Source organism: Pseudoalteromonas sp. APC 3355 (assembly GCF_030407615.1).
Taxonomy (GTDB): Bacteria; Pseudomonadota; Gammaproteobacteria; order Enterobacterales; family Alteromonadaceae; genus Pseudoalteromonas; species Pseudoalteromonas distincta.
The window spans coordinates 132,858-147,068 of sequence record NZ_JASDDB010000004.1 but is presented as its reverse complement, the minus strand read 5'-3'; the positions used below and the strand labels follow the sequence as shown (position 1 = coordinate 147,068).

Annotated in this window: 15 protein-coding genes and 1 pseudogene; 6 read left to right on the top strand and 10 right to left on the bottom strand. The window is 37.7% G+C overall.

What is annotated here, in order from left to right; genetic code table 11:
- Positions 1–11: 11 nt before the first annotated feature.
- The 3 genes from QMA08_RS08810 to QMA08_RS08800 all read right to left on the bottom strand — a co-directional run bounded on the left by QMA08_RS08810 (position 12) and on the right by QMA08_RS08800 (position 1,719).
- Entirely contained in the window at positions 12–827 is an 816-nt protein-coding gene (locus QMA08_RS08810) for a class I SAM-dependent methyltransferase (protein WP_290174220.1), read from the bottom strand.
- A 3-nt stretch (positions 828–830) separates the two neighbouring features.
- Positions 831–1,232, bottom strand: coding sequence for a hypothetical protein (locus QMA08_RS08805; protein WP_002960599.1), 402 nt, complete (start codon positions 1,230–1,232; stop codon positions 831–833).
- A 67-nt stretch (positions 1,233–1,299) separates the two neighbouring features.
- A complete protein-coding gene (locus tag QMA08_RS08800) occupies positions 1,300–1,719 on the bottom strand; it encodes a DUF3429 domain-containing protein (protein ID WP_182671073.1) in 420 nt (139 codons plus the stop codon).
- Positions 1,720–2,000: 281 nt separating this feature from the next.
- On the opposite strand from QMA08_RS08800, the gene ahpC reads away from it, so the two are divergent.
- Positions 2,001–2,570, top strand: a complete 570-nt coding sequence (gene ahpC / locus QMA08_RS08795) for an alkyl hydroperoxide reductase subunit C (protein WP_182753362.1) — start codon at positions 2,001–2,003, stop codon at positions 2,568–2,570.
- A gap of 154 nt (positions 2,571–2,724) precedes the next feature.
- Complete coding sequence (ahpF, locus tag QMA08_RS08790) at positions 2,725–4,299, top strand: alkyl hydroperoxide reductase subunit F (RefSeq protein ID WP_200220366.1); 1,575 nt, start codon at positions 2,725–2,727, stop codon at positions 4,297–4,299.
- A 117-nt stretch (positions 4,300–4,416) separates the two neighbouring features.
- Here the strand turns inward: ahpF and QMA08_RS08785 are convergent, their stop codons facing one another.
- The 4 genes from QMA08_RS08785 to QMA08_RS08770 form a co-directional block, all read right to left on the bottom strand.
- Positions 4,417–4,677: a hypothetical protein gene (locus QMA08_RS08785; RefSeq protein WP_290174219.1), complete on the bottom strand. Its 261-nt coding sequence runs from the start codon at positions 4,675–4,677 to the stop codon at positions 4,417–4,419.
- 58 nt (positions 4,678–4,735) lie between these two features.
- Entirely contained in the window at positions 4,736–6,754 is a 2,019-nt protein-coding gene (locus QMA08_RS08780; protein ID WP_290174218.1) for an ATP-binding protein, read from the bottom strand.
- 172 nt (positions 6,755–6,926) lie between these two features.
- Positions 6,927–7,148, bottom strand: coding sequence for a hypothetical protein (locus QMA08_RS08775; RefSeq protein WP_002960604.1), 222 nt, complete (start codon positions 7,146–7,148; stop codon positions 6,927–6,929).
- Between the two features lie 206 nt (positions 7,149–7,354).
- Positions 7,355–8,128, bottom strand: a complete 774-nt coding sequence (locus tag QMA08_RS08770) for an undecaprenyl-diphosphate phosphatase (protein ID WP_290174217.1) — start codon at positions 8,126–8,128, stop codon at positions 7,355–7,357.
- A gap of 236 nt (positions 8,129–8,364) precedes the next feature.
- On the opposite strand from QMA08_RS08770, the gene QMA08_RS08765 reads away from it, so the two are divergent.
- From QMA08_RS08765 to QMA08_RS08755, 3 genes are read left to right on the top strand one after another with little or no spacing between them, the layout of a single operon-like run.
- Positions 8,365–8,652 (top strand): hypothetical protein, encoded by a 288-nt coding sequence (locus QMA08_RS08765; RefSeq protein WP_182711686.1) that lies wholly within the window; start codon positions 8,365–8,367, stop codon positions 8,650–8,652.
- Positions 8,649–10,244, top strand: a complete 1,596-nt coding sequence (locus tag QMA08_RS08760; protein ID WP_290174216.1) for a PepSY-associated TM helix domain-containing protein — start codon at positions 8,649–8,651, stop codon at positions 10,242–10,244. The genes QMA08_RS08765 and QMA08_RS08760 overlap by 4 nt, the downstream gene beginning before the upstream one ends.
- Complete coding sequence (locus QMA08_RS08755; RefSeq protein ID WP_024597364.1) at positions 10,241–10,486, top strand: hypothetical protein; 246 nt, start codon at positions 10,241–10,243, stop codon at positions 10,484–10,486. Before QMA08_RS08760 ends, QMA08_RS08755 begins: the two co-directional genes overlap by 4 nt.
- Before the next feature lie 9 nt (positions 10,487–10,495).
- Here the strand turns inward: QMA08_RS08755 and QMA08_RS08750 are convergent, their stop codons facing one another.
- Positions 10,496–11,332 carry a patatin family protein gene (locus tag QMA08_RS08750; protein ID WP_290174215.1) on the bottom strand — a complete coding sequence of 279 codons (837 nt, stop codon included), beginning with the start codon at positions 11,330–11,332 and terminating at the stop codon, positions 10,496–10,498.
- A 167-nt stretch (positions 11,333–11,499) separates the two neighbouring features.
- Here QMA08_RS08750 and QMA08_RS08745 point away from each other — a divergent pair, with 167 nt between their 5' ends.
- The gene (locus tag QMA08_RS08745; RefSeq protein ID WP_290174214.1) at positions 11,500–12,372 is read left to right on the top strand and encodes an SMP-30/gluconolactonase/LRE family protein; all 873 of its coding nucleotides are present in this window, start codon (positions 11,500–11,502) and stop codon (positions 12,370–12,372) included.
- 20 nt (positions 12,373–12,392) lie between these two features.
- On the opposite strand, the pseudogene QMA08_RS08740 reads toward QMA08_RS08745, so the two are convergent.
- Together QMA08_RS08740 and QMA08_RS08735 are read right to left on the bottom strand one after the other, a co-directional pair.
- Positions 12,393–12,485, bottom strand: a pseudogene (locus QMA08_RS08740) (NfeD family protein); the annotation flags it as partial.
- A 125-nt stretch (positions 12,486–12,610) separates the two neighbouring features.
- On the bottom strand, positions 12,611–14,050 hold the full coding sequence (locus QMA08_RS08735) for a diguanylate cyclase (protein WP_290174213.1): 1,440 nt from the start codon (positions 14,048–14,050) through the stop codon (positions 12,611–12,613).
- Positions 14,051–14,211: the final 161 nt, after the last annotated feature.

Sequence of the window (14,211 nt, the reverse complement as noted above, 5' to 3'; positions counted from 1 at the left end):
AGGGCTATTAATTAGCGATAAAACTCATTTAGCCATTGTTGCCAATCGCTTTCAAGATGTAGCATTTGCTGATGCTTTTTAGCGTTTAGATGCTTGGCTTCGTCCTCGCTTGCCACATAAGGCCCAACGCGGCATAGGGGGCAATGGTTAGATGTTAAGTATGCAGGTTTGGTAAGACGTGAGCTTAATTCGCTAGTATGTTTATCGAGACTTTTTGGGCTGAAAACATAAGTTATACCGCTTGTGTCTTTAACGTGTTTATCGCGGTCAACATTACGAATTTTATAACCTTCAAAATGGCTAATATCAAATGGGATTTGGCCTAAATAATCTGCGGTCAAACCGTTATTTAAACTCCCTTCTATATTCCATTCTCGATAAGGTTTTACATCCTTTGAGGTGATGTAACAAAGCATTGGCCCATTTTTATCAAGCGCGTATTCGTTAGCGTATTTAATAAATTGGTGCAGTAAAGCGCGGTTTAATACGTTCATGCTGGTTTGGCGCGTGTTGTTTTCAAACGCTTCACGGCCAACAAATGCAGGTATAAGCGGAAACTGAAAAATAACCACATCAAAGCTTTTCTGGTTTTCACTTAGAGCTTGCCAACATGCAGGGTTTGTTACATCAAAACTATTAAGTACCTCAACGTTATGCGCTTTTAAGTTGCTAAGTGCATTGTGCTGGTATTTTTGCTCAATAGTAGTTTGGTCATCGTAAGTGGATGCAACCAATGCTTTTGGCGATAGATGGGTGTAAATAGCGTTCGAAAACGATAAATCGCCATCGCCTACAGTGAGTATTCGCCATTGAGGATTTAAATACATATTTTATTTAGCGTTTATGTTTGTAGCAGTATTATTTATATCGCTATTTGTTTGTGAGTCTTTTGCTAGTAAACGATGAAACGCAAGTCTGGTTTTTAATCCTTCGATTGCGATTTGTTTAATAATAAGATTAAAGGTAATTAAAATAGCAAAGGCAATATGAATAGGGCCGTGAGTAAATCCTGCATCTGTATCGTACAGTGTTAAACCGAATAGCAAAAATAAGACGACTAAAAATATTTCGAGTAATTGACTTGAATAAAAGCTTAAACGACCTTCGCTTTTATGATCTTTTTTAATGCGAATAGCACAAAAAAATGGGATCACTTTGATTTTAAATGCAGCGTTTTTTTCTACGTAGTTTTCGCCAAGTTCGTCGAGTTGTTGGCGTAGTTGGTCAATCATGGTGTGTCCTCAAATAGCAGTGCGCGGATATTACCTTATTACCACGTAATATTTAAGTTTACAGCTGCTATTTAGGGTAAATACCCATACCAATAGTCAAAATGTGACAAACAAATACAACAGAGGTAAGTACAAAGCGCATTTTTTGATAATCTTTATGATAGGTTTGCCATTGCGGCGTGGCTTTTTCAAATAAAAGTACTAGCCAAAAACTAGCACCTAACCAAGCGAGTGCCCACTCAACAGGTAAAAATGATAAAAATGGTATAGGTATTACAGGCGCAACAGCTTTTATAGCATTGCTATAAGTTTGCTCTCCGGCGCGCCATAAGTTACCCGCCATAAATGCTAAAATGGCGATACTGTAAAAAGTAAAAAACTCCAAGTTAAGGCTATTACTGCCAAACATGAGTGGCCAACCTACACACCCTAAAAACGGGATTAAGCCTAGGTAACCTAGCTGTATATGGTTAACAAATTTTTCCATTACGGTGTGCCTTATATTTAATGACTTATTTGAAGCGAGGCTATTGTAGCAGTATTGCGATTAGCGGTCTTAATAATTCGCCAGCGTTTACAATTCAACTAATGCTTACGATGACAATGATTATATAGTTCAATCCAAAAAATCGATTGTTTTAATCTAAATAATCAATTTTATTTAATTTTCCATTGGCCTTATTGTATTAATCAAGCCAACGCAGAAGGTCGTTTAAAACGAAAGCGTTGATTACTTTTAAAATACATAAACACAGATGAGGAAATACCATGAGCACTTCATTAATCAATACAAAATTACAACCATTCAATGCAACCGCTTACCACAACGGTGACTTTGTAGAATTGTCTGAAAAAGATGTTCTAGGTAAATGGTCTATCTTCTTCTTTTACCCAGCAGACTTTACATTTGTATGTCCTACCGAATTAGGTGACCTTGCAGATTACTATGCACAACTTAAAGAAATGGGCGTAGAAGTTTACTCAGTATCTACTGACACTCATTTTACTCATAAAGCATGGCACGACACGTCAGACACTATCGGTAAAATTACTTACCCAATGATTGGCGACCCAACAGGGCGTATTACACGTAGCTTTGGTGTAATGATTGAAGAAGAAGGTTTAGCACTTCGCGGTACATTTGTAATGAACCCAGAAGGCGAAATTAAAGTAATCGAAACTCACGATTTAGGAATTGGCCGAAGCGCTAAAGAACTAGTTCGTAAAGTACAAGCTGCACAATACATTGCAACTCACGATGGTGAAGTTTGCCCTGCATCTTGGCAGCCAGGTGAAGACACACTTGCACCTTCACTAGATTTAGTTGGTAAAATCTAAATATAGGTTTATTCCTACTATAAGGGCAGGTAACTGCCCTTAAATCAACGAACATTCGTTTGTTGGTGCCTCCTATATCAATATACTTGTTTAAGCACATGCATTATTTGGCATGGGAGGCTTGCTGTTTAAATTTTCCTAAAAGGGTTAAGCCATGTTAGATAACAACATAAAAAATCAATTAAAAAGCCATTTCGAATCGCTTACTCAACCTGTTGAGCTGCTTATTGCCTTGGATGACAGCAAAAAATCAGCAGAAGTAGAAAGCTTAGCAAACGATTTAGCCTCACTAAGCGATAAATTTACTGTAATAAGCAATCCTGATACAAGCGCACGTCGCCCGTCAATGGTTGTACATTCGCCTATTAAAAACACTCATGTTACGTTTGCAGGCGTACCTATGGGTCATGAATTCACAAGTTTAGTGTTAGCACTTTTGCATACTGGCGGACACGCAAGTAAAGCTAAAAGCGAAGACATTGAGCAAATACAATCGCTTACTCAAGAGCTGAACTTTGAAGTATACATAAGTTTAAGTTGCCAAACGTGCCCGCAAGTAGTGCAAGCACTTAACACTATGGCAGCGACAAACAGTAATATTAAAGCCACCATGATTGACGGTGCATTATTTCAAGATGAAGTAGAAGAGCGAAATATCTTAGCTGTACCGGCTGTATATTTAAATGGCGAACCATTTAGCCAAGGTGCACTAAGCCTTACTGACATACTCAATAAAGTAGATAGCAAAGGGGCTGCTAAACAAGCAGCAGCACTAAGCGAAAAAGACGAGTTTGATGTACTTGTAGTTGGTGGCGGCCCAGCGGGTGCGTCAGCTGCGATTTACTCAGCACGAAAAGGGTTAAATACAGGTATTGTTGCCGACAGATTTGGTGGACAAGTTGCCGATACACTAGCAATAGAGAACTTTATTTCGATTAAAGCGACTGAAGGGCCTAAATTGGTTGCCCAGCTTGAAGAGCACGTTAAAGAATACGATGTTGATGTAATGCATAATCAGCGTGCAGCGGCACTTGGTTATAACAATGGTTACGAAATTACACTAGAAAATGGCGCAGTACTTAAAGCCAAGTCGCTCGTACTTGCAACTGGTGCACGCTGGCGCGAAATGAACGTACCAGGCGAGCAAGAATATCGTGGCCACGGTGTGGCATATTGCCCACATTGCGACGGCCCTTTATTTAAAGGCAAACCTGTTGCTGTAATTGGTGGTGGTAATTCAGGTATAGAAGCGGCAATCGATTTAGCCAATATTGTGCAAAGCGTTACGGTACTTGAATTTGCAGACACACTACGAGCCGATGAAGTGCTTATTCGTAAAGCTAAAAGTATGGCAAATATTACTATTATCAAAAGTGCACAAACAACCGAAGTACTTGGTGATGGTAAAAAAGTAACAGGCTTAATGTACACAGATAGAGTGTCGGGAGAGAGTAAAGAGCTTGAACTTGCCGGTATATTTGTACAAATAGGCTTAATACCAAATACCGAGTGGTTAAAAGACAGCGACCTTGAATTAAGCAAATTTGGTGAAATACTAATTGATGCTAAAGGCGCAACTTCATTACCAGGAATTTACGGCGCGGGGGATGCAACCAATACTCCGTTTAAACAAATTATTATTGCAATGGGCAGTGGTGCAACAGCAAGCTTAGGCGCATTTGATTATTTAATTCGTCACTCTGAAGAAGCTGATCAAAGCGCTGCTTAATGTAATTAGTAAAAACTCTCTTGATATAACAGCAAGGCTACACCCATAGCTGTTTGTTAACCCAAGCCGCCCTTCTCCAAAGGCGGCTTTTTTAATGCTTAAGAATTAGCTCACGATTTAATCGCACCCACCGCCAGAATCACCGCCGCTACAATTTGTATGAGAATGCGATGAGCTACTGCTAGAGGAAACTGCTGAGTCACTGCCAGTATAAGCAGATGATCCACGTGATGACTTAGCACTGATAAATGTAACTAACAGCAATACGCCTGATACGATAACTATTGTTATTGATGAGCTCCATTGCCCAGTGGAAACGCCTTTAAATACTGCAACAATAAGGACAGTTAGTAATATAGTTCTAATTATGTTTTTCATTGTTAATGCCTTATCTAACTATATTTAGCACGCAGTTAAGTGTGCAAAGCTAATATTTTTAAAGCTTTAGTAATTGTGCCGCTGACGCAATAGCGACTTCTAAAGAATGCATTTTAAACGGTTTTGAAATAAACATATCCATACCAGCTTGTTTGCATGCTAATTTATCTTGCGATGAAGTATTGGCTGTAAGGGCAACAATATAGGTTGAATCGTGCGGACAGATACTTTTTGAACGCAGTTGTTTTGTAGCCTCAAAACCATCGAGTATAGGCATAATACAATCCATAAAAATAAGGTCGTAATGCTTTTGCTCGCATTTAAATATGGCATCTTGCCCATCTACTGCAAAGTCTGGCTTTATATTGAGTTTATTAAGCGACGCATCAAGAACGAGTCTGTTTATGTCGTTGTCATCCACCACTAAAACAGAAAGCTTAGAAGCGTTAATGTTTATTTTTGATAGTGGATTTAGCTCTACTTTTTGCTCTTTACCTAGCTCTATAGGGATACTTAGCGAAAAAGTAGTTCCTTGATTTACTTTACTACTTACCTTGATTGTTCCGCCCATGTACTCAACAAGTTCTTTAACTATTGCGAGGCCAAGTCCTGTGCCTCCTTTACTGTTTTTAGCATCTACTTCTTGAGTAAAAGGGGAGAATAAAGATTCAAGAAATTGGCTAGTCATGCCTCTTCCCGTATCGGCGACTTTAATGTTTAGCGTTAATTTATTATTGTTATTAATCACAGACGTGTGCAGTTTTACATAACCACGCTCAGTAAATTTTAACGCATTACTTAATAAGTTGGAGGTAATTTGACTTAGGCGTGTGTTATCGCAATATGCCCAGCAGCTATCAGAAATTTCATTTTTTACTTCTAGTTCTACATTGCTGTTTTTAAATAACGGGGTGTACAAAGAAATGAGATCTGTAAATGTTGTATTTAATAAAACATCCGTGGGTTCTAGTTTTAACTCACCGTGGTTAATTTTAGAAAAATCGAGTACTTCGTTTATTATGCTCAAGAGTATATCTGCGCTACGCAGCGCGACTTTTATTTTTTCGGTTCTCTTTTGTTCGTTATGTTCATCTATTAACGTAGTAAGCATGCCCGTAATGCCATTTAGCGGTGTTCTAAGTTCGTGGCTTATTTTTGCAAAAAGCATGCTTCTATCTTCGAGTAATCGCTCGGCTTGTGCTTGTTTATTTTTAAGCTCTTCTCTTAGAGTCACTGCTTCGGTAATATTTTGAAAGGTACCAAACAAACGTACACAGGTATCACCGTCAAATTCGGCTTCGCCAAATGTAGATACCCAAATGGTTTGATTTTTGGCTGTAATAATTTCAAGTTCTAGATGCCACTTTTCGCCGTGTTGTATAGCAAGCTCAACTGCTTTATTTATTTTATCTCTGCTTGTACCTTCTTTATAAAAGTTAACTGCAGATTCAATTTCAGGCTGATAGTTTTCATCAACTTGATGGATTTGTTTAGTTTGCTGACTCCAATAAATTTTATTATTAGTAAGGTCAACTTCCCACGTGCCTATATTTGCTATGCTTTCTAGTTTTAATAAGCTATTGCTGTTTTTTATTAATTTTTCTTTAGTGATACTGCGGGCTAGTTCTGCCCCTAACCACTGCGCAAATAACTCAATATAGTCGTAGGCGGCATCTGTAAATACTGGAGATTGATTGGCAGAAGAAAAATTTACAGTTCCAAATATATCGGTACCTATTTTAATAGGTGCCCCAATATATGACTCAAGTTTAAAGTTTGCATAGCAAGGATGGTCAGCAATTGCGCTTTGCGAGACGTTATGAAATGCAAGTGCAGAACCCGCACTAAGAGTGTGTACACAATAGGTGCCATCTAAATCAAATTGAGTACCTATTTCTAATGCATTATCTGGCGTAATGGCATATAACACGGTATAGCAGTTTTTCTCGACCTTACTAATAATAGCTAAATCAAGGTTAAACACTTCAAGTCCAAATGCTAATAGTTGATGGGTTTTTCCATCAAAGTCTAAGCTTTGGTTAGATACTATGTCGTGAAATTGCCTAAGAAAATTCAATAGTAAACATCCTGTTGGTTTTAGAACTAAGTCTATAGCTTGATAAAGCACTAGTTTAACAAAAAAGTGAAATATATTTAGTTAATTATTACTTTATATAAACTTTCTCTAATTAAGCACAACTGATTTAAACACAAACTGCGAGTAAGTTGCTCGCAGCTTATTGTGTATATTAGTACGTTGAGTTTGGTGTGTACTCAGGGTTGATATCGCCGTCTACTTCCTCTGGGTCAACATCGTTAATAAGCAGTGTTTCACGTACCGCTTCAATGTGATCAAGTACGCTTTGGTAGCGCTCGCCATATTCATACTTTGTCACTTCAATCGCTTTAGGCATGTAAGTAAAAGCTATTTTTAGGGCGTGGAGTGCTTCTTCGTTTATTTTTTCGCTCATAATGTTCTCTTATGTGTAGGCTATAGCTAACCTGAGTTCTGAATAATAAATCTATCTCAAGCAGCTATTTTTAGCGCTAACTGCGTTGAATTTCCTTGCAATAGACCAGCTATTGACGCGTAAATTCGCCTTGTTTTCACCAAAAATTTCTAGCTAGAGAGAGACAGACTTAAATATCGTTATTATTTACAGTGTTTTTAAATCTCTTAACCAGAATTTAGGTTAGTTAGTAAAATAACACCAAATACGATTCGGTAAAGACCAAAACTAACAAAAGTGAAATTTTCTAGAAAGCGTATGAATAGTTTAATAGTAAAATAAGCAACTATAAAAGACGTTAAAAAACCTACAGCAAGGGCAGTTAGGTCATCTAAGCTAAACAGTTGGTAATGTTTAAGTAAGTCGTACCCTGAGGCTGCTGCAAGTACAGGTAAACCAAGTAAAAATGAAAATTCAGCGCTGGCTTTTCGGTTTAAACCACACAACATGGCACCAACAATAGAACTTCCAGCACGACTAGTCCCTGGAATTAACGCAAATACTTGTGCTACGCCAATCCAAAGAGCTTGTTTATAAGTAACTTGGGTTACATCGGTAGTTGTGCAGTGAGCCTCTTTATAACTGCGCTCTAATAGTAAAAAAATCACACCGCCTACAATAAACATAACACCCACTACAGGTACGCTAAACAGTGTTTTTATTACATCACTAAATATAAAACCAATAATACCCAAAGGAATAAATGCAATGGCAACTTTCACCCATAAATTGAAATATTTAGGGCTAAACTTGTCTTTATAGTTGGCTAGTACCGCCAAAATGGCGGCAAGTTGGATAATGACTTCGAAGGCGAGGTTAGTGTCTGTTGATTCAATGCCTAACCACTTTGACGCTACAATTAAGTGCCCAGTTGATGATATGGGTAAAAATTCTGTTATACCTTCAATAATACCTAAAATAATCGCGTTAATTATATCCACGGTTTACTGCTTCCTGAAAAATTAAAAAGCCCGAACTCGGCTTAACTGAAATGACGCATTACTGCGTACCTAAATTGCGAGGCGTAGCATAAAAGCTCTTAAAGCAAACCAACAGTATTTTTAGACTTAATGTGTTTAATAAATTGCATTAAGTGTTAAATGCACAATATAATAACAATTGTTATCATTTGCATATACTGTTTTGTATATGTTTGGGCAAATTTAATGAGCGAATAATGAATAATAAAAAAACGTTTACAGCTACACGGCGAAGGCACCTAATTGCATGTGTGTTAGCGCTAATTACTGCGGTAATAATGATTCCGGGTATGACAACTTATTTACCGTTTCAAATGAATGAACAAATATTACTGCCTATTTTACTCTTTCCTGTTATTTGGACTGCGTTGTTTATTTATTCGTATTTGGCGCAAAAGGTATGGCAACCGTTTGTTGTAATGATTGCACTGTGTGTACTACATGGTTTATTGAGTTTTTGGGCGTTAACGCAGGGGCAGGGATGAAGTCGATTACTTTAAAAAAGCTATTTTTATTACATAGCTGGGTAGGAATTATTACTGCGGTACTGCTATTTGTTGTTGCATTTAGTGGGGCATTAGCAGTGCTGTCGCGACCTGAGTTAAAAATATGGGCAAATCCAGAGCTACAATCTAGCCAACACGTTGCCAGCGCACAAATTAATCGACTAGTAAACGAATACCATAAACAAGTACCTAGTGAATTTGGCGAAAACATTCATGTGTTTTTACCAAGTGGGCATAACTTTCATTTATTAACGTTGGTATTTGAATCCCACCATGGCGATGAAAACTATGACCAAGAGGTGGCCAGAGTATTCCAGTTTCATCCGGATACTTTGGCGCTGGAAAATACTTACTATGGGCCTAGTAAAGAGTTTTACGCTAATAAAAAAACAGATGCGCCAACCTACATAGGTGAGTTTCATGCAGATTTGCATTTAGGGCGACCAATTGGGTTAATACTCACTGGTTTTTTAGGTTTAACACTTTTAGTAAGTGCAGTTACAGGCTTGTTTATTCATCGTAAATTGATAAAAGAGCTCTTTACGTTTAGGCGAGATAAAGGATTAGATATTGCAGTAAGCGATGCTCATAAGGTCATAGGTATTTGGGGCAGCGTATTTAATATTGTAATTGGTTTTACAGGATCATTTTTAGGGCTTGCGACCGTTATTTTATTACCAGCAGCTGCGTTTGTGAGCTTTGGTGGCGATCAAGATAAGTTAATAGAAACGTTTACCGCAATTCCTGAGCCGGTAGTTAGCCACATTAAGCAACCTACAAAAATAGACACTATTTTAGAGCATGTGCATAGTCGTTACCCTGAAGCAATAATTAGGGATGTCACAATAATGGCGCATAACGATGCGAATGCGCAGGTGTATTTGCGTTTGTTAGGTGGCGAGGCAGTTGCTTCTCAATTACTGCATTATAAAGGCAATGGTGAGTTTGTGCAGTCGATGAGTAGTTTTGGTGATATTTCAGGTGTTTCGATAAAAGTAATTGAGTTGATGTTTCCGCTGCACTTTGGGAACTTTGCAGGGGTGTTTGTAAAATTACTTTGGGTATTGCTTGGCTTAAGTACTGCGCTTTTACCTATTTCGGGCATGATGATGTGGCTAGCAAAGCGTACACGTGGCAGTAGCCCGTCGCTGAGTGTGCAGGCATATGCACGCTGGAATCGTTTTATTATTGGTAGTTGTGGAGGCTTGGTATTAGCAAGCTTTGTGTTATTTCCTTTGCAAGTTGTACTTAATTATACCGTTATTGGTGTGGCGCAAAATAGCTTTTTTGGACCCGTGTTTTTTTATACGTGGTTGGCATGGTTACTCTCAAGTGTATTGCCTGTAGGTTATAAAAACTATTTTAAGCTGACTCTTTTACTATGCGGCGCTTCGCTTGCTTTGGTGCTGCCGCTCAATATTATATTTGGCGTGAGCAATGTTATTTACCTTAATAGCTCGCTTGTCGCGATAGTAGATATAAGCTTTATGGTGGTGGGTATCGCGTGTATTTTTGGTGCCTTAAAAATAAAAAACACACAAAAATTACAAGCAGAGGTACAACCCGCATGAACGAACTACTAATTATAATTGCCATGGTAAGTCTATTATTAATGATGCTCAATATACGCAAAAACACACTCACAATACCCACTAAAGCTTTTTTAAGTACACTGCTATTTAGTTTAGCGCTGATATGCTTTATGAGTGTTTATGGTATTTTAGGCGGTGCAATATGCACCGTTGTAGGAGCTATGTTAGCTGGTTTACTAACTGCAGTTATTGCGGGTAAAGCGCCGCAATTATTAGGGTAAATAATGCATTTATTTAGCTAAAAAGGCTTTAGCAGTATCAACTCCCATATTGTAACCACTATTAAGTATTTCAAACTTTTTAGTGGTTCGGCCAACTTTAAAATTAGCTGGTGGAGCAATAATATTGATTTTGCAGTCACTAGGTGGATTCATAATAAAATCGATAGACTTATTATAAAAATCAGCCCTGTTTAAGGTCGTTTGAATTAATGCAGGATAGTTTTTATACATTTTTTTAGTAAGCCAAGGTGCCTTACTTGGCTTTTTACGATAGCCTAAACATTGAGACAAAATAACGGTGATTTCGCGTGCACCCATTTCGTACGCTTTTATTACCGGAATTGAATCCGCAACACCGCCATCGGTCATCGCTATGTCATTAATAATAGGGTAGTCACGATATGCAATGGGTATAGCGCATGATGCTTTTAATTGATGCACCATATCGGCGCTGGTGGCTTTTAAATAGTGTGCTTTGCCTGATTCGATTGCCGTAGATACAATATAAAACTCTTGTGGAGTTTGTTCGAATACCTCTGTATGAAGGCGTATTTCGCGAATTGTTTCTTGCCATAACCAATCTAAATCAAATAAATGACCACCTTTAATAAAGCGCGCTAAATTAATAAATTCAGGACGGCATGAGTAGTCGGTAATCACTTTATAATTTCGCATTGGTTGTTTGCATAAAAATGCGGCTATATTAGTTGCTCCGGCTGAAACACCAAAATAGCGTTCAAACGGCTGGTATTGCTGTTTTAAAAACTCATCAAGCACACCTGCGGCAAATATACCGCGCATTGCACCGCCTTCAACGACGAGTGTGTTTTTATTATTGTTGTTCATGGTCAATCCTTTTTATTAAATTTGATGTTATCAACTCAGTCTAAAAAATGCGATAGAGATTACTAAATGTGTTGATAAATTAAAGCCAGGTACACATCGCGAAATTCACTGTTTTCTGGTAAGGTTTAGTATTACAAGGCTTTGTTAATAATAAAGAATAATTACTTATGTTTGATCCTAGCGTAACCATTTTTGAAAGCACACAGAGTCAGCTTGCAGAAAGTCCTCTTTGGCATCCTATGCTGAACACTTTTTTTTGGGTCGATATAAATAAAAAATTACTTTTAAGCAAAAATATACACAGCGAAAGCCAACTAAAAACCGTGAATATGCCCGATACGCTCAGTGCAATAGCGTGGATTGATGAGCAGCACTTATTGCTAGGGACAAGTACTGGTATATACAAATACCATATTAATTCAAGCACTCGCCATCTTATCCTTAGTATTGAAAATACACAGCTAGATCGACGTTCAAACGACGGCCGTGCTGATCCATGGGGTGGCTTTTGGTTAAGTACAATGGATGTAAATGCTAAAAAAGGGGATGGTAAAATATACCGTTATTATAAAAACCAGCTTAAAGCCGTTGTAAGTGGTTTGAGTATCCCAAATGGATTGTGTTTTGATAAGCCCCGTTTACGCGGTTATTACTGCGACTCTTTAACGAGTTGTATTTATGTATTAGATTTGGATGAGAAAACTGGTGAGCCTTGCGCTGAGCCACGTGTTTTTTATCAATTTAATAATACTGATGTTGACCCCGATGGCTGCGTAACCGATAAATTAGGTAATTTGTGGCTAGCTGTTTGGGCAATGGGGTGTGTTATGTGTTTATCCCCAAGCGGTGAGTTAATTAAAACAATAAAGCTTTGTGCATTAAAACCGACATGCACCGCCTTCGGTGGTGAAAATGCTGAGTTGCTAATTGTGACATCGGCATTTGATGAAGCGATTAATAATACAGTTGGTGAACAAGGCGCTGTTTTTCAGATCTCCGGTATAAAAAACGGGCAGTTTGAGCCGTCCGTTTTACTGTGACTTGTAATTTACAGTGATGATTAGCTTTTAGGCGTAACCCACATAACACCCACTTCTTTTTTGGTTACTAAAACCTCAGTACCGGCGATAATTGGTTGCTCACTTTTGAGCCTTACTTAGCTTACTACGCGTAAATCACTGAGTAGTTGGATTGTTTATAATTTCAGGTGTATGGATTATCACTACAGCAAACTTTAAACCACTAAAACTCACTGCAGTGCGCCACCTTGGTCGGTTTTTAAAAACTAGCTATTTTATTTCTACCTGTTTCTTTTGCGTTATAAAGGGCTATGTCGGCGTTAGTTATAACCTCTTTGGGTTTTGTTTTGTGATTGGGTATGAAACTATAAAACCCAATGCTTAAAGTGAGGTATTTACTGACAGTTGAAAAGTTATGTTCAATTGCGAGTTCTGCGATTTTTTCCTGAATAAGAACAGCAAACCTTTGACAGTGATCTGTGTCGACTGCAGGTAAAACTATCGCAAATTCTTCACCCCCGAAACGAGCTGCTAGATCACCTTCCCGTTTACAAATATTGTGTAGCGCTTTGGCCACTCGTTTTAGCACTTCATCGCCAAGCTGATGCCCATAGTTATCGTTATAACGCTTAAAAAAATCAATATCACACATAATTAAACTAATAGGTTCTTTATTACGTGCACAACGCTTAATTTCGCATTTTAAAGTCTGATCAAAACAACGTCTATTAGCAATGTTTGTAAGGCCATCAGTATTAACTTGTTTATTGAGTTTTTGGTTGGCGTTAATGAGTTGCTGCTGAGTTTGTTGAAGCTCTTGCTTATAATTTAAATTTTTGAAAGCATTAGCAAGCATTTCACCTACTAACCTTAGGCGAATAAGGTCTAAATCTGTCCAGTCTCGCTTTTGAATAACACAATCACAGCCAATAAAGCCAACCAGTTCTTTGTCATAGCGTAAACCAATGCAAAGTACCGATTTTATTTCTTGTCGCTGGAAAATCGTTTTTTCGCTCATTGCTTGAATGGGGAGCAACGTTACATCATTCACTCTGAATAAGTGGGTACGGGCCATCGAACTAAAAAAATAAGGGAGGTCGCTTTTTAAAAGGTTTTGTAAGTCGTCTTTAAAAGCTTTGATACCATCATTGACCCATTCGTGAGTGTTATTAATAGTTTTACCATCTTCGGCAAACTTAAAAAGATAGCTTCTATCGGCATTGCAAACCGTACCGACTGCTTTTAATGCATAGTTGATATGCTTATCAACATCGTCATTTTGAATATCAATTAAGTCAGTTGAGATGTTCGATATAATATTATCAAAATCATATTGTTCATCCACGTTGTTATTTAATATATCGATAATAATAATGGAGTTTGAATTAGGTAAATTTGCAAATTTTACGTTGAGTAGCAATTTGGATGATTGTTTCGATAAAATAAACTGGCATTGGTTATTTGCCGTAAAATAATCAAAGAATAGTTCCTCGAACAACAGATCTTTTTTATTGTGATGATTGGTTAAAGTGATGTGTGAAAAATCAGTTTTATAAAAATGTGATTGGTCTTTTAAGTCAAACAAGTCCTGTGCCTGGCTGTTAACTTTAAATATATCTTCATTGGCATTATAAAGTAATACACAAAACGGCAATAACTCCAAGTTTTGCCATGCTTCTTCTGATAGGTTATTACTCACTCAACTCTCCATGTGTCCAAGCCATAATTAAATTCTTTTTCTTTACTAACTATTAGCACATTTTTTTTGATTTACTAAGTTTTTAGTGCGTTTGCGGGCAGTACGTATTATAATTGATACTGTATATCATTACCCATTTCTACTCTAAGCCATCTTTGGCT

Excerpts from the sequence above, each read along its gene's own strand:
- QMA08_RS08810 (WP_290174220.1), bottom strand. The coding sequence starts at position 827 with ATGTATTTAAATCCTCAATGGCGAATACTCACTGTAGGCGATGGCGAT.
- QMA08_RS08805 (WP_002960599.1), bottom strand. The coding sequence starts at position 1,232 with ATGATTGACCAACTACGCCAACAACTCGACGAACTTGGCGAAAACTAC.
- QMA08_RS08800 (WP_182671073.1), bottom strand. The coding sequence starts at position 1,719 with ATGGAAAAATTTGTTAACCATATACAGCTAGGTTACCTAGGCTTAATC.
- ahpC (WP_182753362.1), top strand. The coding sequence starts at position 2,001 with ATGAGCACTTCATTAATCAATACAAAATTACAACCATTCAATGCAACC.
- ahpF (WP_200220366.1), top strand. The coding sequence starts at position 2,725 with ATGTTAGATAACAACATAAAAAATCAATTAAAAAGCCATTTCGAATCG.
- QMA08_RS08785 (WP_290174219.1), bottom strand. The coding sequence starts at position 4,677 with ATGAAAAACATAATTAGAACTATATTACTAACTGTCCTTATTGTTGCA.
- QMA08_RS08775 (WP_002960604.1), bottom strand. The coding sequence starts at position 7,148 with ATGAGCGAAAAAATAAACGAAGAAGCACTCCACGCCCTAAAAATAGCT.
- QMA08_RS08765 (WP_182711686.1), top strand. The coding sequence starts at position 8,365 with ATGAATAATAAAAAAACGTTTACAGCTACACGGCGAAGGCACCTAATT.
- QMA08_RS08760 (WP_290174216.1), top strand. The coding sequence starts at position 8,649 with ATGAAGTCGATTACTTTAAAAAAGCTATTTTTATTACATAGCTGGGTA.
- QMA08_RS08755 (WP_024597364.1), top strand. The coding sequence starts at position 10,241 with ATGAACGAACTACTAATTATAATTGCCATGGTAAGTCTATTATTAATG.
- QMA08_RS08750 (WP_290174215.1), bottom strand. The coding sequence starts at position 11,332 with ATGAACAACAATAATAAAAACACACTCGTCGTTGAAGGCGGTGCAATG.
- QMA08_RS08745 (WP_290174214.1), top strand. The coding sequence starts at position 11,500 with ATGTTTGATCCTAGCGTAACCATTTTTGAAAGCACACAGAGTCAGCTT.